The organism is Streptomyces sp. SPB162, from assembly GCF_029504575.1.
In the GTDB taxonomy this organism is placed as follows: Bacteria; Actinomycetota; Actinomycetes; order Streptomycetales; family Streptomycetaceae; genus Actinacidiphila.
In genome coordinates, this window is sequence record NZ_JAQFII010000001.1 from 4,396,608 (window position 1) to 4,414,068 (window position 17,461).

General features: G+C 70.3%; 19 protein-coding genes and 2 pseudogenes. 11 read left to right on the plus strand and 10 right to left on the minus strand.

Features of this window, described 5'->3' with window-relative positions:
• The first annotated feature begins 252 nt into the window (after positions 1–252).
• The 5 genes from M2266_RS20110 to M2266_RS20130 all read left to right on the plus strand — a co-directional run bounded on the left by M2266_RS20110 (position 253) and on the right by M2266_RS20130 (position 4,496).
• Positions 253–927, plus strand: coding sequence for a hypothetical protein (locus tag M2266_RS20110; RefSeq protein WP_277439436.1), 675 nt, complete (start codon positions 253–255; stop codon positions 925–927).
• A gap of 61 nt (positions 928–988) precedes the next feature.
• Positions 989–1,666: a VWA domain-containing protein gene (locus tag M2266_RS20115; protein WP_277439437.1), complete on the plus strand. Its 678-nt coding sequence runs from the start codon at positions 989–991 to the stop codon at positions 1,664–1,666.
• Positions 1,667–1,937: 271 nt separating this feature from the next.
• On the plus strand, positions 1,938–2,804 hold the full coding sequence (locus M2266_RS20120) for a protein phosphatase 2C domain-containing protein (RefSeq protein WP_277439438.1): 867 nt from the start codon (positions 1,938–1,940) through the stop codon (positions 2,802–2,804).
• Positions 2,801–3,946 carry a hypothetical protein gene (locus M2266_RS20125; protein WP_277439439.1) on the plus strand — a complete coding sequence of 382 codons (1,146 nt, stop codon included), beginning with the start codon at positions 2,801–2,803 and terminating at the stop codon, positions 3,944–3,946. Before M2266_RS20120 ends, M2266_RS20125 begins: the two co-directional genes overlap by 4 nt.
• Positions 3,891–4,496, plus strand: a complete 606-nt coding sequence (locus M2266_RS20130) for a hypothetical protein (protein ID WP_277439440.1) — start codon at positions 3,891–3,893, stop codon at positions 4,494–4,496. Before M2266_RS20125 ends, M2266_RS20130 begins: the two co-directional genes overlap by 56 nt.
• Here the strand turns inward: M2266_RS20130 and M2266_RS20135 are convergent.
• From M2266_RS20135 to M2266_RS20160, 6 genes are all read right to left on the minus strand, one after another.
• Entirely contained in the window at positions 4,475–5,287 is an 813-nt protein-coding gene (locus M2266_RS20135) for a Crp/Fnr family transcriptional regulator (protein ID WP_277439441.1), read from the minus strand. The genes M2266_RS20130 and M2266_RS20135 overlap by 22 nt on opposite strands.
• Positions 5,288–5,289: 2 nt before the next feature.
• Positions 5,290–5,787: a Pycsar system effector family protein gene (locus M2266_RS20140; RefSeq protein ID WP_277439442.1), complete on the minus strand. Its 498-nt coding sequence runs from the start codon at positions 5,785–5,787 to the stop codon at positions 5,290–5,292.
• A gap of 201 nt (positions 5,788–5,988) precedes the next feature.
• On the minus strand, positions 5,989–6,444 hold the full coding sequence (locus M2266_RS20145; RefSeq protein ID WP_269271953.1) for a TerB family tellurite resistance protein: 456 nt from the start codon (positions 6,442–6,444) through the stop codon (positions 5,989–5,991).
• A gap of 91 nt (positions 6,445–6,535) precedes the next feature.
• Positions 6,536–7,525, minus strand: coding sequence for a zinc-binding dehydrogenase (locus M2266_RS20150; RefSeq protein ID WP_277439443.1), 990 nt, complete (start codon positions 7,523–7,525; stop codon positions 6,536–6,538).
• A 125-nt stretch (positions 7,526–7,650) separates the two neighbouring features.
• Positions 7,651–8,064, minus strand: a complete 414-nt coding sequence (locus tag M2266_RS20155; protein ID WP_277439444.1) for an SHOCT domain-containing protein — start codon at positions 8,062–8,064, stop codon at positions 7,651–7,653.
• A 67-nt stretch (positions 8,065–8,131) separates the two neighbouring features.
• Positions 8,132–8,620 carry a hypothetical protein gene (locus M2266_RS20160; RefSeq protein ID WP_277441278.1) on the minus strand — a complete coding sequence of 163 codons (489 nt, stop codon included), beginning with the start codon at positions 8,618–8,620 and terminating at the stop codon, positions 8,132–8,134.
• Between the two features lie 48 nt (positions 8,621–8,668).
• Here M2266_RS20160 and M2266_RS20165 point away from each other — a divergent pair.
• Positions 8,669–8,767: pseudogene (locus M2266_RS20165) on the plus strand (heme-binding protein); the annotation flags it as partial.
• A gap of 84 nt (positions 8,768–8,851) precedes the next feature.
• On the opposite strand, the gene M2266_RS20170 reads toward M2266_RS20165, so the two are convergent.
• Entirely contained in the window at positions 8,852–9,427 is a 576-nt protein-coding gene (locus M2266_RS20170; RefSeq protein ID WP_277439445.1) for a TerD family protein, read from the minus strand.
• Between the two features lie 175 nt (positions 9,428–9,602).
• On the opposite strand from M2266_RS20170, the gene arfB reads away from it, so the two are divergent.
• The gene (gene arfB, locus M2266_RS20175) at positions 9,603–10,031 is read left to right on the plus strand and encodes an alternative ribosome rescue aminoacyl-tRNA hydrolase ArfB (RefSeq protein ID WP_277439446.1); all 429 of its coding nucleotides are present in this window, start codon (positions 9,603–9,605) and stop codon (positions 10,029–10,031) included.
• Between the two features lie 22 nt (positions 10,032–10,053).
• On the opposite strand, the gene M2266_RS20180 is transcribed toward arfB, so the two are convergent.
• Positions 10,054–10,557: a flavin reductase family protein gene (locus tag M2266_RS20180; RefSeq protein WP_277439447.1), complete on the minus strand. Its 504-nt coding sequence runs from the start codon at positions 10,555–10,557 to the stop codon at positions 10,054–10,056.
• A gap of 329 nt (positions 10,558–10,886) precedes the next feature.
• Between M2266_RS20180 and cdgB the strand changes: the two genes are divergently transcribed.
• The 3 genes from cdgB to M2266_RS20195 all read left to right on the plus strand — a co-directional run bounded on the left by cdgB (position 10,887) and on the right by M2266_RS20195 (position 14,768).
• Entirely contained in the window at positions 10,887–12,518 is a 1,632-nt protein-coding gene (gene cdgB / locus M2266_RS20185; RefSeq protein ID WP_277439448.1) for a diguanylate cyclase CdgB, read from the plus strand.
• 241 nt (positions 12,519–12,759) lie between these two features.
• Positions 12,760–13,962: a sensor histidine kinase gene (locus M2266_RS20190; RefSeq protein WP_277439449.1), complete on the plus strand. Its 1,203-nt coding sequence runs from the start codon at positions 12,760–12,762 to the stop codon at positions 13,960–13,962.
• Positions 13,963–14,075: 113 nt separating this feature from the next.
• Positions 14,076–14,768 carry a response regulator transcription factor gene (locus tag M2266_RS20195; RefSeq protein WP_277439450.1) on the plus strand — a complete coding sequence of 231 codons (693 nt, stop codon included), beginning with the start codon at positions 14,076–14,078 and terminating at the stop codon, positions 14,766–14,768.
• 45 nt (positions 14,769–14,813) lie between these two features.
• Here the strand turns inward: M2266_RS20195 and M2266_RS20200 are convergent, their stop codons facing one another.
• Positions 14,814–15,131, minus strand: a complete 318-nt coding sequence (locus tag M2266_RS20200; protein WP_277439451.1) for a helix-turn-helix domain-containing protein — start codon at positions 15,129–15,131, stop codon at positions 14,814–14,816.
• Between the two features lie 104 nt (positions 15,132–15,235).
• On the opposite strand from M2266_RS20200, the gene M2266_RS20205 reads away from it, so the two are divergent.
• The gene (locus M2266_RS20205; RefSeq protein ID WP_277439452.1) at positions 15,236–16,216 is read left to right on the plus strand and encodes a zinc-binding dehydrogenase; all 981 of its coding nucleotides are present in this window, start codon (positions 15,236–15,238) and stop codon (positions 16,214–16,216) included.
• Positions 16,217–16,239: 23 nt separating this feature from the next.
• Here the strand turns inward: M2266_RS20205 and M2266_RS20210 are convergent.
• A pseudogene (locus tag M2266_RS20210) lies at positions 16,240–17,377 on the minus strand (beta-eliminating lyase-related protein).
• Positions 17,378–17,461: the final 84 nt, after the last annotated feature.

Here is a 17,461-nt window from a genome sequence, read left to right on the forward strand (position 1 = left end):
GCACTCAGGCCATGCGCTGGGAGCTGGGCACTCAGCGCAGCGACGAGATGTTCAAGTTCATGGTCGAGAAGGATTTCTTCCGTGCTCCGGACCTGATGTCGTCCTACGGCGGTCCGGCGGTGGGCGCGCTCCCGATGTACGGCCCGCAGGTCGGGGGGCCGCCATCGCCCGCCGTGGGGCCGGCCCCCACCGCCCCGGTGATGTGGGGCGGCGCGGCCGCGGTCGCCGGCCCGGCATCACGGGCGCCGGCCGATGCGGCCCCCGGCCGGCGCCGGGGCGACGATGCCGGTCTACGTGGTGCTCGATGCCTCGCAGTCGGCCGCGACGTTCACCGCGGGTTTCAACGACGCGCTGCGTTCGCTGCATACCGCACTGACCCAGAGCCCCGACGTGGCGGCAGGCCTGCGGCTGTCCGTGATCGGCTTCGCCGAACGCCCGGACATGAGGATGCCCTTGACGCGGGTCGACTGGGGCACGGATGTGCCCCATCTGTCGGCCGGCGGCGGTCTGCACCTTGCCGCGGCCTTCGACGGGCTGCTCGACCTGCTGCCCGGAGATGTCGACCGGCTCAAGCACGGCGGTGGCCGGGTCCACCGTCCCGTGGTGTTCCTGGTGACCACCGCCCCGCCACAGGACAACGTGAAATGGCCCGCGGCCCGGGAGAGCCTCGCGGCACACCGTTACGCCCCCACCATCGTCGCCTGCGGTCTGGGCGCAGCAGAGTCCCGCGGTGTGCTGCGGATCGCCTCCAGTCCTGAACTGGCCTTCATCGCGGACCCCGCGGTTCCGGCGGCGGACCAGACGGCCCTGTTCTCCGCTTTGCTGCAGAACACCTTGTTGCATCTGGGCCGTGGCGTGCTCGCCGGGCGCCCGGACCTGATCGCCGAGTGTCCGAAGGGGTTGCTGCCCGCCGCGACGGTGGGGTGAACCATGACAGATCCCGCAATCGCACAGTCCAACAGCCACCCACGGAAGAAGGAACACCGCAGTGTCCGATAACCGCGGCTCTCTATTGCCGGTCTACGTACTAGCCGACGAGTCCGGGTCGATGACCAAACACCTCGGCGAGCTGAATCAGGGGCTTCAGTCGCTGCACAGCGCCCTGCTGGGCGAACCGATGGCGGCGGCGAAAGTGCGCTTCTCGGTCCTGGGCTTCTCCGACGACGTCGTGACGCGGGTGGAACTCGCCGATCTGCGCCGGGAGGCCCAGCTGCCCGAGCTGGTTACGCGGGGCACCACCAGTTACGAAGCGGTGTTCACCGCGCTGCTGAACCGGCTGCCGCATGACATCAACCGGTTGAAGTCCGAGGGGTACAAAGTTCACCGCCCAGCGGTGTTCTTCCTCAGCGATGGCATGCCCAATTCCGGCGAGGACTGGAAGACCCCGCACCGGCGACTGACCGATCGGGGCGTGACGCCCGCGGCGCCGAACGTCATTGCCTGTGGAATCGGCCACGCCGCCCCGGCGACGATGCTGGAGGTCGCAACGAAGCAGGAGTTCGCCCTGGTGGCAGTGGCAGGCGCCGATCTCGGAACGGCCATTTCCTCCTTCTTCCTAGCCCTCACCCAGAGCATGGTGGAGTCCGGCCGCAGCTTGGCGAACGGCAACGCCGAGTTGATCGTCACGAAGCCCGAGGGTTTCATCATGGCCATTGACGAGGTCTGACGTGGACAGGTTGCATTCCGCCGGTCGGTCGGGCGAGGACGCCGGGATCGACGACTACGTACGATCGGACGGGTGGCGCGGGGACTTCGACCAGCCTCCTGCGCCGCTATTTCATCCGCCGCCCGAACCTACATCCGGCGCCCATCCCGGCGTCGCGCACCCGGCCGCGGCACCGCCCTCCGCCAGGCCGCCGGCCGCAGCCTTTCCCGCCCCGCCGCCCGCGCCCGCTCGGCCCGAACCGTACTCACCTGCGGACTGGGAGGCGATCACCGTGGGGGAGCCGGGGTACCGCTTCGAACCCAGGCCGCCCACGGCGCCGTCGTACCGCCCGGACACCGTCTATGACGGGTGGTCCACGGACCTGGTGTCGGTGCGCCTGGCGTCCGTGCGCGGGTACGCCCACCGTTACGCGGGCAGGCCACGCGAGGACGATGTGGTGGTCTCCGTGCACGAGCCCACCCAGAGTGTGGTGTTCGCCGTCGCCGACGGCGTGTCGTCGGCCGAGCAGTCCTCGATCGGCTCAGCGCTGGCGTGCCGGGGGGCCGTCAGCAACCTGCTGCAGCAACTGGACTCAGGGACCCCCACCGTGGACTGGCCCCAAGTGGTGCGGTCGGCCGCCTGGCAACTCGTCGCGCGGGCGGCAGCCGGACGGGAGCCCGAAGGGGCCTACAGCGAAGAGGCCGAGCGCAAGTACGCGACGACCCTGGTGGCCGGTGTCGTACGGATCGGCGAATCCGGAGTACCGGAGGTCAGCCTCGTCCAGGTTGGTGACTCCGGCGCATGGTTGCTCGACGGGGGCGGAGGCGGCTATCGGCGTCTCCTGACGACGAAGGACTCGAACGGAGCCGAGGTGCTGTCATCGGTGGTGACGCCGCTGCCCCGTGTTCCTTCGCCCCTCCCGGTCCAGCGGACGGTACTCGGTCCCGCATCCGTGCTCCTCGTCGGCACCGACGGTTTCGGGGACGCGCTGGGCGACGGCACGGGTGCCGTCGGGGAACTATTCCACCGGTATCTGCGCACTCCGCTACCCGCTCGCGGGCTCGCCCACCTGCTGGACTTCTCCCGGGAGACCTTCGACGACGACCGCACGCTGCTCGCCATCTGGCCGAGGCACCTGCTGCGGGAGGCCCGGAGGTGACCGGGCGTGCTCCGCACGTCGACCTGGACTCGCTCGTCAAGGAGCGGCACCTCGGCAAGGGCGGCCAGGGAGAGGTATGGGCTATCAAAGAAAGGAAGATCAACAAAGAGTGGCCGATCGCCTACAAGGAGTACTCGGATTTCTCGCTGCGCGAAGCCGACTTCGCGGCGCTGGAGGCGATGGTCGAGTTCATTCCGTCGCTCGACGCGGCCGTGGGCCGCTGGCTGGCGGAGCGTAGTGCGTGGCCTGTAGCGATCGTCGATCACGCGGGACGGTCCCGCGGATTCCTGATGCGTCAGGTGCCGGACGACTTCACGACCGAGTTGGCCACCGCTCCGGGGCGGCAGCGGATCGCCGATTTCCAGTTCCTGCTGAACGATCAGCAGTACATCGAGCGGATCGGGATCACGATCAGCGACCGGCAGCGCCTACTGCTGCTCAAGGACCTGGCGGATCTGCTCGCTCGACTGCACAAGCTCGACGTTGCTGTTGGGGACCTGTCGGCCAAGAATCTCCTCTTCACCCTGGCCCCGCGTCCGGCTTGCTTCTTCATCGACTGCGATGCCATGCGACTGCGGGGGCGCAGTGTGCTGGATCAGGCGGAGACCCCGGGCTGGAAGGTCCCGGACGGGGAACCGCTGGCGACCGCGGAAGGCGACCGATACAAGTTCACCTTGCTGGCGATCCGGCTCTTCCTCGGCGAGCAGGAGGGCACCGGGACTGCTCAACTGGCCCAGGTGTCGAACGAACTGGCTGTACTGGCCGGCTCGGGCCTCTCGGCGGACCCCAAGGACCGGCCCAGCATGCAGGACTGGGGTGGGGCACTGGAACGGGCGATCGCTGACCCGCAACGGGATCGGCCGCCCCGCAGAATTTCGGCGCCCCCCGCCGACCGCCCCCGCGCAGGCATCGCCGACCGCGCCGGGGGGACCGCCCTTCTCGCCCGCTCCGCCGCACGCGTCGCCTCCACCGCGAGTGCAGTACATGCCGCAGACCGCGGGCCCTGCCAGGACCGGTCAGTGGCCGATGCCACAGCAGCCCGGGGGTTCGATATCGCCGGCGAGGGGAGCCGCCATCGCGGCGGCGGTGCTCGCGACCCTGCTCTTCATCGGCTTCGGCACCCATCTCGTCGGCTCCGGTGACGGTTCGGCGCCCACCGGCAGCGAGGCGGCTTCCACCGACACAGGCGGATTGGGCGGCGACGGGCAGACCCCGGCGGACGGCACCGGCACCGGCTCGGCGGCCCGTGACCAAGCCGCCGCGGTGGACGCGTTGCTGCAGGAGAATGCAGGCACGCGCAGCGGAGTCGGAGCCGCGGTCGCGTCCGTGCAGCACTGCGACACGCTGTCCAACGACGCCGACGTCTTCTCGCACGCGGCCACTGCTCGCCGGGATCTGCTGGCCCGGCTGGACCATCTGAACGTCGACGGTCTGTCCGGCGGTGACCAGGCACTCACCGATCTGCGGACCGCCTGGTCGGCATCCGCGGAGGCCGACGACGCTTATCGTCAATGGGCCGAGAGCCTGAACTCGGGGGATTGCTCGCCGGACAACACGGGGAACGCGCCAGAATTCCAGGACGCTGCCGAGGCGAGCGGCCGGGCCACCGAGGCGAAGAAGAAGTTCGTCGGGGAGTGGAATGACATCGCGGACCGGTACGGGCTGACCCGTTACTCATGGGACAACGTGTGAGGCGACTGCTCGGCGCTGCTGCGCCTCGGTGCATGGCGCTCCCCGCGCGGCGCGATCCAGCCCGGCACCGCACCAGGGTCCTCGGCTCGGTGGCGCAGCGCGTGCAGCCCGGCCAACTCCAGCGCTTGGCGCCCGGTGGTGAGCAGCTTCTCTCGGCGCCACTCCTCCAGGATCCGGCTGATCGTTCGGCGCGAGCTGACCACCAGGCCGGCCAGGTCGTCCTGCGACAACGGCAGGTCGATCCGCACCGAGCCGTCGGTGGTACGCCTGCCGTAGCGCTCCCCGAGGTCCAGAACCAGGGCGGCCAACCGCGCTTCGACCGGCACCGAGCCGATCGCGGCCCGGTGCCGGTCGGCCTCGCGTAATCGGCGTGACAGCACCTGCTGCACCGCCGCCGCCATCGTGGGCTGCGACCAGAGGAGAGCCGTGAAGCGACTGGCGGGGACGACCAGTGCCTCCGTGTCCATCAGGGCGTAGATCGATGCCGAGCGAGGCTGCCGGTCCAGGCCTGCCTGCTCGCCGAGCAGGTCACCGCCGTTACGCAGCGCCAGCACGACCTGATAGCCCGTCCCTGACTCGGCGTATACCTTCACACAGCCGGTGCGCAGGACAAGGACGTGATCGGAGAACTCGTCCTGTCTCAGCAGGTGCGATCTTGCGGAGTACTTGTGTACGTGGCCTGCGGACGTGAGGCGGTCCCGGGCGGTCCCATCGAGGAGGGACCAGAACGTCTCCCCCTCGGGCCGCCGTTCGTTCAGCGACGCGTGCTCATGGTCATGGTCATGATTCATGGTCAACCGGCCACCACGGCCAGAGTGAGCAGGACCAGACCGGTCACCGCGAGGATCAGCGACTGCCGTACCCGGCAGTGCTTGACCCAGGCGATGTCGCTCATGGCCACGAGCTGGCCGGTCAGCGCCGGCAACGGATCCGCCGTGGTGAGCCGTTCGGCCAGGTCCTGCGGCGCCCAGAGACGCAAATGGCCGTAGAACAGGTAGTCATCCAGTCCTGGAGTGCCGTTCTGCCGTGTCCCCGTCCGCGGTAACACCACGGCGACGGCAGCGAAAGCGGCAAGTACCAACATCCCCGCACCGACCCACAGGGCACCCTGCGCCCACGCCGCGGAGATCCCGCCGAATCCGTGACTGGTACCTGCCGAGGCGCCGACCCCCGCGAGTAAGGCCGATTCAATGGTCAGAGCGAATGACGCCTTTGCGTCGATCCGACCGGTCCAGTCGGCAAGTGAGGCGTGTAATCGCCATGCCGTCGCTACTGCGTCGTCGTGCGCCATCGCAGACCTCTTCCCCCACCGCGCCGCGAACGGACAGGTCACATCGTAGTCGTGGCAGCAGTACCAGATATGAGGAATGCACGGTTCAGGCGCAGGGGCCTGCCTGGAGGGTCGCAGGCCGAGGCCACCGCCGAGGGAAATTTCGGCGGCGGCCTGATGGTCCGAACGACTGGCTGGAAGCCGGTCTGAACTTCTGGGGGTTTAGAGGTCGAACTCCTTGGGGTCGATGCCCACCGCGAAGCAGGCCTCGCGCACGACGCCCTGCTCGGTCTTGTCGAAGTCGCCGTCGGCGCCGCCGATGACGATGCCGATCTGGATGACGGCGCGGGCCTCGGTCGGCTTCTTCTGGACCTTGCCGATCTCCTGCAGGATTCCGACCTTGCCGAAGTCGAAGTCGGCGGTCAGCTTGCCCAGGTAGTCGTTGAACCGGCGCTGCAGGTCCTCGGCCGGGAAGTTCTGCAGGACGTCGTTGCCCGCGATCAGCGACGCCACGCGCTGACGCTCGGACGGGTCGATCTGACCGTCGGCGGCGGCGACCAGTGCGCACATCGCCATGCTCGCGTCGCGGAACGCCCCGCTCTTGAGGTCGTTCTTCTTGGCGGTGAGCTGGGTCTGCATGGTCTGCGCGGACTCCTTGAAGCGGTTCCACAGGGCCATGGTGGTGTCTCCTCGACGCGTTGTGACGTGGATCTCGTGGATCTCATCGATCTCGTCCAGGGAACTCCCCGGGGGGCCCATCCAGTTCCCGCTACGGCACCAGGATGACCTTGCCCATCGTGGCGCGCGACTCCAGCGCCCGGTGTGCGGCGGCGGCCTCCGCCAGCGGAAACCGCTGCACAGCCGGTACCAGGCGGCCCGCCGCGGCCTCCGCGAGGGCCGCCTCCTCCAGGGCGCGCAGGCCCTCGGGGCCGCCGATCGCCTTCATCATCGCCGGGCCGACGACGGTCTGCGACGTGATCCCGCGCGTGGCCAGTTCCTCCTCGCCGAGTGCCAGTGGACCGCCGCCGGACCAGCCGTAGACGAGGTGCTTGCCGCCCTTGCCGAGCAGGTCGACGGCGGCGCGGCCGTACGGGCCGCTGACGGCGTCGAAGACGACGGTCGCGGACCGGCCGCCGAGGGCGGTGCGTACCTGGTCGGTCCAGTCGTCGGCGTTGTAGTCGACGGCCACGTCCGCGCCCAGGTCGCGCACCCGCTCGACCTTGGCGGGGCCGCCCGCCGCTCCGACGACGGTCGCGCCGACGTTCCCGGCGTGCTGGACGAGCAGCGTGCCGATGCCGCCGGCCGCGGCGGTGACGATCACCACGTCCTGGTCGGTCAGGTCGGCGAACCGCAGGATGCCGAGGGTGGTGCGGCCGGTGCCGATCATGGCGATGGCCTGGGCGAAGTCCAGGTTCTCCGGCAATTCGTGCAGTTTTCCCGCGTCGGTGACGGCGGTTTCGGCGTAACCGCCGGGCACCATGCCCAAGTGGGCGGCGACGCGGCGGCCGAGCCAGCGCGGGTCGGTGCCCTCGCCGAGGGCGTCGACGGTGCCGGCGACCTCGCGGCCCGGGATCGTCGGCAGTTCCGGCAGCGGGTACGGGCTCTTCGGGTCGCCCTGGCGGAAGACCGTGTCGATCATGTGGACCCCGGCCGCGCCGACGGCGATCCGCACCTGCCCGGACCCCGGCACCGGGGTCCCGGCCTGTTCGTACGTCAGGTTCTCCGCGGGGCCGAAGGCGTGCAGACGGACGGCGCGCATGGCGTTTCTCCGGATCTCTCTGGCGGTGTGGCGCCTGGTGGCGTCGCACCGCTCATCCTTCGACGTGAACCTAGGTTCAGGTCAAGGCAGGAGACCCGGAGAAGGGGACGCCCACGGAGCTCGCGTCACGACCTGGCCAGGATCTTCTCCTTGGCCCGGGTGTACTCCGCCTCGGTGAGATCGCCGCGGCTCTTCATCTCGGACAATTTGTGGAGCTGGTCCACGCTGTTGTCCGAGGCGTTCGTGCCGGTCTCCGGCCCCGCCGCTTCGCGCACGTACTGCTTGAAGGCGTTCTGCTGCGCCTCCGCCTGCCTGGCCTCACGTTGGCTCATGCCGGTGCCGCGCACGATGACGTAGGCCAGCACGCCCACGAACGGCAGCAGGATGACCAGGATCATCCAACCGGCCTTGGCCCATCCGCTGAGGTCGTGGTCGCGGAACAGGTCACCGATGATCCGGAACAGCAGGAAGAACCAGAGCACCCAGCAGAAGATCAGGAGCATCGTCCAGAACAGGTCGAGCATCGGGTAGTTGTCCATGACTGCAGGAGAACCCCTGGGCAGAGCCGACGCATCCGGAGTTGCTCCGAACGGGTGACACGATCGGTCACACGCGCGGGTAGCGGGCCCGCAGGTCCCACACGGCCGGGTTCTCACCGAGGCCGTCGTGCATGTCCGTCAGGTCCGCGATCAGGTCGTGCAGGAAGTCGCGCGCCTCGCGGCGGAACGTCGTGTGGTGCAGGGACAGCGGCGGCTCGTCCTCGGCCCAGTCGGCGACGACGTCCACGTAGCCGAAACGCCGCGCGAAGCGGAGCCGGTCCGAGGACTCGGTGAAGTCGAACTCGGCGTACTGCGTGCGCGAGGCACGGCTGCCGCGCGGGTCCTCGTCCAACCGCTCGACGATGTCGCACATCGCCCACGCGAAGTCGAGCACCGGCACCCATCCCCAGGCTGTGGACAGTTCGCGCTCGTCCTTCGCGAGGTACACGTCGCCGCAGAACAGGTCGTGGCGCAGGGAGTGGACGGTCGCGGTGCGGTAGTCCGTCTGCGGGGGGTCGGGGAAGCGGCGAGAGAGGGCGTAGCCGAGGTCGATCACACGGTCGATCGTCCCACGGGGCACGAGCGCTCCCCGCATCGTCGGGTCATCGTCACCCTGCGCGGCGACGGTGCCGGTCCGCAGTCCTCCGAGTCAGCCGAGCGCAAGGCGTACACCGCGGTCTCCTGGAACGCCCCCGCCTCGGAAAGTGACGTCGGGGGCCCGAAGCGGCAGGGCGGACGTCGACGGCCCCCGGATCGGGAGCGATCCGGGGGCCGTCGGGAGGCGGTGTCAGAGGTTGACGCCGAAGTCCGTGGCGATACCCACGAGGCCGGAGGCGTAGCCCTGGCCCACCGCGCGGAACTTCCACTCCGCGCCGTTGCGGTACAGCTCGCCGAAGACCATCGCGGTCTCGGTGGCCGAGTCCTCGCTCAGGTCGTAACGGGCGATCTCCGCCTCGCCGGCCTGGTTGACGATGCGGATGTACGCGTTGCGGACCTGGCCGAAGTTCTGGCTGCGGGTCTCGGCGTCGTAGATCGAGACCGGGAAGACGATCTTGTCGATGTCGGCCGGGAGCGCCGCCAGGTTGACCTTGATCTGCTCGTCGTCGCCCTCGCCCTCACCGGTCTTGTTGTCGCCGGTGTGGACGATCGACTGGTCCGGCGTCGCCTTGTTGTTGAAGAAGACGAAGTGGCCGTCCGAGTAGACCTTGCCGGTGGCGTTCACGGCGATGGCGCTCGCGTCGAGGTCGAAGTCGGTACCGGTAGTGGTACGGACGTCCCAGCCGAGGCCGACCGTGACAGCCGTCAGGCCCGGCGCCTCTTTGGTCAGCGAGACGTTGCCGCCCTTGGACAGGCTTACAGCCATTGGGAGTCCCCTCCATGGAGATGGGTTGTTGCCGACGAAGCTACCGTCACCCGTCACAACGCCGTCAGAGGACGGTCTGGTTCCCTTCGAAGGATTCCGGATCGGCCGCGGCGGCTCGAACAGCAGGGGGAAAACCCTGTGACGGGAGCCGCCGGAACGCGGGATCATAGGACGCATGTCCGGTCCCCTTGTCATTCGCGGCTCCGTCTCCGTCCCGGAGGCCGAGCTCCTGTGGCGTTTCTCCAGGTCCTCGGGGCCGGGCGGGCAGCACGTGAACACCAGCGACAGCCAGGTCGAGCTGCGCTTCGACCTCGCCGGCACGGAGTGCCTGCCGGAGGTCTGGAAGGACCGGGCGCTGGAGCGCCTCGCGGGCAAGCTCGTCTCCGGGGTCCTGACGGTCAAGGCCTCCGAGCACCGCTCGCAGTGGCGCAACCGCGAGACGGCGCTCGCCCGGCTGGCGTCGGTGCTGGCGACGGCCACCGCCCCGCCGCCCAAACCGCGCCGGCCGACGAAGATCCCGCGCGGTATCAACGAGCGGCGGCTGCGGCACAAGAAGCAGCGCGGCGAGACCAAGCGCGGCCGCGACGGGCGGACCTGGGACTGATCCCGGCGGTTCGAGGGGCGGGCTATTCGAGCTGCCGGTAGCGGCCCTTGAAGTAGACGAGGGGTGAGCCGTCGGCGCTCGGCGTCTTCGCGGCGAGCACCCGTCCGATGACGAGGGTGTGGTCCCCGGCCGTGACCCGCTGTTCCGTCTCGCACTCCAGCACCGAGAGCGCCCCGCCGAGTATCGGGGCACCGGACCTGGGGCCCCGGTAGTAGGACACGTCCTCGAAGAGCAGCCGGTCGCTGATCCGTCCGCGCATCGCGAAGCGCCCCGCGATGTGCCGCTGGCTCTCGCTGAGCACGGACGCCGCCCACAGCGGCTGCCGCTCCAGCAGATCGTCCATTCGCGAGTCCGCGCGGACGCTCACCAGTACCATCGGCGGTTCGAGCGAGACGGACAGGAACGCGGTGGCCGTCATGCCGACGTCCTCGCCCCTGGGCCCGTCCTCCGGGTCGTGGGCGGTGACGAGGACGACGCCGGCCGCGAGGCGGGCCATCGCGGCACGGAAGTCGTCGGGGTGGGCCATGATCCCAGGATGGGGGACAGCGGATGTCTGAAGCACATCAAGGACGGTACGTCCCTGCCTCGGCCCGGCGCATCGGGCCACAGGACCAGACCTCTGCGGGCGGGACCTAGGCGGGGTCCTAGGCGGGTCCTAGGCCGGTACTGGTCGAAGCCTCGGCCCAAAGCCATACGCTCCGTGGTCAAGCCGGGACAAACTCCTGTGACTTGAGTCACAAGGGGCAGGAATTGTTGACCCTGTGTACCGGCCGAACTGCTCGCTGTGATTCAGTTGCCGTGGCAATCGGACGACAAGAAATCCCAGGAGTTGCTGTCGAGGGCTCGGAGAGAGGCATGGACACCGAGTCGGAGCCGTATGTCCGTCTCGCGACCCTGCGTCAGCTGCACCAGGTCGTAGCAGACCTCAATACGGCACGAAGTCTCGCCGACACTCTGCAGGCCGTGGCCGACGGGGTGGTCAACGGGCTGGGCTATGAACTCTGCGCCGTGAACCTGGTGCGACCCGACGGCGACCTGGTCGTCGCCGCCTTCGCCGGAAGTGTCGCCGCCGAGTCCCTGCTCGCCGGCCGCGTCGGATCGCGCGCCTCATGGGAGCGCCGGCTGAACATGGGTGAGCGCTGGGGGATGCTGCGGTTCATACCGCACACCGAGGGCTGGGTCCTGGTCGACGACGACGTTCCGCAGTGGCACACCGACGGGCCGCCGCCCCGCTTCCCCGACGAGTGGCACCCCAACGACCGGCTCTACGCCCCCATGTACGCGTCCGCGAACATCGGCGGCGAGCTGATCGGCGTCATCTCCGTCGACAAGCCCACCAACGGTCGGCACCCGGGCCCGTGGGGGTGCGAGGCGCTGCAGATGTACGCCTTCCAGGCCGCCATCGCCATCAGCAACGCCCGGCTGCGGGCCAACATGCAGCGGGCGCTGGTCCGGCTGGAGCGCGACCAGCAGGCGCTGCGCGCCAGCGAGGAGAGCTTCCGGCAGGCGTTCGAGTACGCGCCCAGCGGTATGGCCATCGCCGAGATGGGCGGCGACCAGCACGGCAAGCTGCTGCGTGCCAACGACGCGCTGTGCCGGCTGCTGGGCCGCCCCGCCTCCGTGATGCGCCGCTACTCCTTCTCCGACCTCGTCCACCCCGAGGACGTCGGCCTGTTGCTGCGGACCTCCGCCGAGGGCGGCCGGGCCGAACTGCGCCTGGCTCGCCGCGACGGCAGCTACGTGTGGGTCTCGCTGCGCAATTCCGTCGTCGCGGACACGGCGGACGGACCGCGCTTCCTGCTGACCCACGTCGAGGACATCGAGGAGCGCAAGGGCCGCGAGATGCAACTCGCCCACCGCGCCAGCCACGACTCGCTCACCGGGCTGCCGAACAGCGCGGAACTGCGCGCCAGGCTCTCCAGTCGCCTCTGTCAACGCCCCGACGACGCGGTGTCCGACGCCGCACCCGACGAGTTCGCGTTCAGCTACGGCTTCGGCCCCGACGACATGGCCAGCCCGATGGGGGCGGTCGGCGGGTACGACCTGCACACCCACACCATCGCGCCGGACGAGAGCGTCGACTCCGGCAGCAAGGGCCTGGCCGTGCTCTTCTGCGACCTGGACGGCTTCAAGTCGATCAACGACCGGTTCGGCCACCACACGGGGGACGCCGTCCTCATCGAGGTCGCCCGCCGGCTGGCCAGTGTGGTCCGCGACGGCGACACCGTGGCCCGTCTCGGCGGCGACGAGTTCGTCGTCCTCGCCGACGGCCTGGGCCCCGCCGACGCGCAGGACCTATCCGTGCGGCTGCGCAACGCGATCATCCCGCCCATCCGGGTCGACGGGCGGGCGGTGCGCGTCGGCGCCAGCTTCGGTATCGGCTGGGCGGGCTGCGGCATGACGGCCGACGAGATCCTGCACTCCGCGGATCAGCGGATGTACATCGAGAAGCGCTCGCGCACGCGCAACCACCGCCGCGCGGGCTGACCCACTGATCCGCTGACCCACTGACCCACTGACCCACTGACCCACTGACCCCCTGATCCGCTGACCGCTGACCGGACCCCCAGTGCCCACTGAGGGGCGATACCGGGGCGGAACGGGACCAAAGCCGGGACGGAACGGGATCAATGCCGGGTTCACGGCGGTTCCCTCCACCTTGCGGAGTACGCGAGATCGATCTGGCGGTTGACCCCGGACAGCCGTTCCCCTGCATACGCTGGGTAATGTGCAGCGCCTCTACTCCTTCCTCCGCAGACACCCCACCGGGGTCGACAGCTTCTGGGCTCTCGTCCTGCTCGGGTTCAGCGCGCTGTGGGTGATGGAGGACAGCCAGCCGTCGCCGTTCTCGCGGATGGCCGCGATCCCGATCTGCTTCGGACTGAGCGCCGTCGTCGCGCTGCGCCGCCGCTCGCCGGAGAAGACGCTGCTGCTGGTCATCGCCCTCGGCATCGCCCAGATCCTGCTGGACGTCCGGGTCAATCCCGGCGACTTCGCCATGCTGGTCGCGGTCTACACCGTCGCCGCCAACGGCAGCCGCTGGGCTTCGCGGCTCGCGCTCATCGGCGGTCTGAGCGCCTCGCCGATCTCCAGCCTGCGCTGGCCGGACGACAACCCGTATTCCAGCATCTGGGTCGGCATAGCCCAAGTGATCTTCGTGTCCGTCCCGTTCGCGCTCGCCTGGGTCATCGGCGACAGCCTCCGCACCCGCCGTGCCTACTACCTCCAGCTGGAGGAGCGCGCCGCCCGGCTGCAGCGGGAGCGCGAGGCGCAGTCCAAGGCCGCGGTCGCCGCCGAGCGGGCCCGTATCGCCCGTGAACTGCACGACGTGGTGGCGCACAACGTGTCGGTGATGGTGGTGCAGGCGGATGGCGCCGCCTATGTGCTGGACGCTTCGCCGGAGCAGGCCAAGCAGGCGCTGGCGACGATCTCCAGCACCGGCCGCCAGGCGCTCGCCGAGATGCGCCGGCTGCTCGGGCTGCTGCGGGCGGGCGATGACAGCGGCGGCGAGTACGTGCCGCAGCCCGGGGTCGACCAACTGTCCGAACTCGTCGAGCAGGTGCGGGGCGCCGGCCTGCCCGTGCGCTTCGAGGTGACGGGGGAGGCCCGTCCGCTCTCCAGCGGCGTGGAACTGACCGCGTACCGCATCGTCCAGGAGGCGCTGACGAACACCCGCAAGCACGGCGGCATCGACGCGACCGCCACCGTCCAGCTCGCCTTCGCGGACGCCGAACTGGACCTGCTCATCGAGGACGACGGGCGGGGCGCGCAGCACGAGTTGTACGAGGACGGCGGGCGGGACGGCCTCGGGCAGGGCCTGATCGGGATGCGTGAGCGCATCGGCATGATCGGCGGCACGCTGGAGGCCGGGCCGCGGCCCGGCGGCGGCTTCCGGATCAGCGCCGTGCTGCCCCTCAAGACAGGCCGTTGACGCCCCGGCCCGCGCGAATCCGCCGACGTCCGGAACGCCCCGACGTCCGGAACACCCCGACTTCCAGAACCCCCCGACTTCCAGCAGAACCAGCAGAAGAGGACCAGAACACGATGGCGATCCGCGTGATGCTCGTCGATGACCAGGTGCTGTTGCGCACCGGTTTCCGCATGGTGCTGCAGGCCCAGCCCGACATGGAGGTCGTCGCGGAGGCGGGCGACGGCGCGCAGGCGGTCGAGGTGCTGCGCTCCACCAAGGTGGACGTGGTGCTGATGGACGTCCGTATGCCGCGACTCGACGGCGTCGAGGCGACCCGGCGGATCTGCGGCAGCCCGGACCGCAAGCCGGACGACGGCGGTCCGCGGGTGCTGATCCTCACCACCTTCGACCTGGACGAGTACGCCTTCTCGGCGCTCAAGGCGGGAGCCAGCGGCTTCCTGCTCAAGGACGTGCCGCCGGACGAGTTGCTGGCCGCGATCCGTTCCGTGCACAGCGGGGACGCGGTCGTCGCGCCGAGCACCACCCGCCGTCTGCTGGACCGCTTCACGCCGATGCTGCCCAGCTCGGGCGCGCCGGACAACACCGCGGTGAACCGGCTGACCGAGCGCGAGCGCGAGGTGCTGCTGCTCGTCGCCCAGGGGCTGTCGAACGGTGAGATCGCGCGGAAGCTGGTGCTCTCAGAGGCGACGGTGAAGACGCACGTCGGCCGGATCCTCACCAAGCTCGACCTGCGCGACCGCGTCCAGGCGGTGGTGCTGGCCTACGAGACGGGTCTGGTGCGGGCCGGCTCCGGCGGCGGCCGATAGTCCTCGCCGACGCAGCGAGGCGCCGTCAGTGCTCGTCAGCGCTGGTCAGTGCTCGTCGCGCAGGACCAGGTCCAGCAGGCCCGGGAAGCGCTGGTCGAACTCGGCGCGGCGCAGCCGGTTGACGCGCCGGGGTCCCTGGTCGCGCTGCTCGATCAGCCCGGCCACGCGCAGCACCGCGAAGTGGTGGCTGAGCGCGGCCTTGCCGACGGGCACGTCGAAGGTGCCGCAGGACCGCTCCCAGTCGCCCGCTCCGGCGAGTTCGCGCACGAGCTGGAGGCGGACGGGATCGGCGAGGGCGGCGAGGGCCGTCAGGACGGGTACGTCGTCCGGGTGGGTGTGCTCGGGTGCTGCCCTGTGACCCATCGGGTGTCCTCTTGCTCGTCCTGTCACCCTTGCGGAGTGTTCGATGAAAACCATACACTCCAAGTGTTCGCTTTTCATTGAACAGCTTGCGAGGGGTGGCCGTCATGCGCGCAATCGAATTCGGGGAGTTCGGCGGACCCGAGGTCCTGCGGATCACCGAGGCTCCGGTCCCGGAGCCCGGTCCCGGTGAGGTGACCATCGACGTGGCCTACACCGGCGTGAACTTCGCCGACACCCAGGCCCGTTCCGTCGGTTACCGCGTACCGGACCTGCCCTTCCGCCCCGGCCTGGAGGTGTCCGGCCGGATCCGCGCCGTCGGCGCGGGCGTCGAGGGCCTGGCCGTCGGTCAGCAGATCGCCGCGCTGACCCCGCACAGCGGCTACGCGGAGGTCGTCACGGCCCCCGCCGCCACCGTCTTCGCGCTCCCCGGCGGTGTGTCCCTGCGGGTCGGCGCCACCCTGCCGACCGTCCTGCCTACCGTCCAGGGCCTGGTGCACGAGATCGGCCGGCTGCGTGCCGGCGAGACCGTGCTGGTCCAGGGCGCGGCCGGCGGGGTCGGCACGGTCGCCGGGCAGGTCGCCCGGCTCGGCGGGGCGGGCGCCGTCTACGGCGTCGTGTCGCGGCCGGAGAAGGTCGAGGAGGCGCTCAAGTACGGCTACGACGAGGTGTTCGTCGGGGACGACTTCGCCGCGGGGGTTCAGCGGGCCACCGGCGGCCGGGGGGTGGATCTCGCGCTCGACCCGGTCGGCGGCGACACGCTCCGCCGCAGCCTCGACTCCCTCGCGCTCTTCGGCCGGCTGGTCTCCTTCGGCAACGCCGGAGGCGGCGCCCCCTGGCAGGTCGGCCAGCCCGAGCTGTACCCGCGCGGGCTGTCGGTGGCCGGCTTCTCGATCCTCACCCTCGCCGAGAACGACCCGCAGACGCTGCGCGCGATCGCCGACAGGTCCTTCCGGCTCGTCGCCGGCGGCGAGGTCGAGCTGCCGATCACCGCCGAGTTCCCGCTGGAGGAGGCGGCCGAGGCGCACCGCCTCATGGACACCCGCGCCACCACCGGCAAGCTGCTGCTGCGCGTCGCCGGGGAGTGACGCCGTAGGCGCCGGCGGTGCGCTCAGTCCTGGGGCAGCAGCTCCACGAACGCGCGCACCGCCGCCGCGACGTCGTCCACCGTCCACTCCAGCGCGGACGCGGCCACCGTCACCTCGGTCACCGACATCCCCGGCACCTCGCTGTCGAACCATTTGCCGAACACGACGGACTTCGTCTCCAGCGCCTGGCGCAGCCCGGCCGCGTCCAGCACCGAGGCCGGAAACGGCAGCCACACCTGGAACTGGTGGGTGAACGGCACCGGCGGGTTGATCCGGAAGAACGGCACCGCGCCCTCGAGCCCGTCCCGCAGCCCCTCCACGACGTCCTTCGCGTGTGCCACGTACGAGGGCAGTCGCGGCAGCTCGTTGTCCAGTCCGGCCAGCGCCGCGAGCACCGTCGGGAACTGCGTGAACGCCAGGCCGCCGTACCGGTGCCGCCAGGCCTTGGCCTCCGCGATCAGGTCGGCCGGGCCGGGCGAGCACGGCGCCCGAGATGCCGTCGAGCGACTTGTAGAACGACACGTAGACGCTGTCCGCGAGGCCCGAGATCTCGGCAAGGGAGCGTCCGAAGTGCGGCGCGCACTCCCACAGCCGGGCCCCGTCGAAGTGCACGACGGCATCCCGGTCGCGCGCCGCCGCCACCGTCGCGGTCAGCTCCTCCCAGGTGGGCAGCTGGAAGCCCGCGTCGCGCAGCGGCAGCTCCAGCATCAGCGTGCCGAACGGCTCGTCGCAGTCCCGGATCTCCTGCGCGCTCGGCAGCCGGGGCGCGGTCGTCGGATGGATCGGGCGCAGCCCGCTCACCATCGAGAAGGCGTCGCGCTCGTGGACCTCCGGGTGGGCCAGCGGGTGCAGGGCGACCGCCGGGTTGCCCGTCCGGCCGGCCCAGCACCGCAGGGCCACCTGCTGCGCCATCGTCCCGGTGGGGAAGAACGCCGCGGCCTCCAGGCCCAGCAGCTCCGCCACCCGCTGCTCCAGCACGGCGACGATGCCGTCGCCGTACATGTCCGGCGGAACGTCCAGGTCGTGCGCGGCCGCGCCCTCGGCCACCAGGCGCTCCAGCCGCTCACGCATCAGCGGGCGCTTGCCGCTGGACAGCACCCGGTCACATGCCCGCACAGCTGCCAGGCGCGTGGTCTTCTCGTCGTCGATCGGATAGCCCATGACACCGATCCTGCCCCACGGTCCCCGCTTCTGCCGAGGGGGTTCGCCGACCACCGGGGGTCCATCCCATGGACCCCCAGGGAC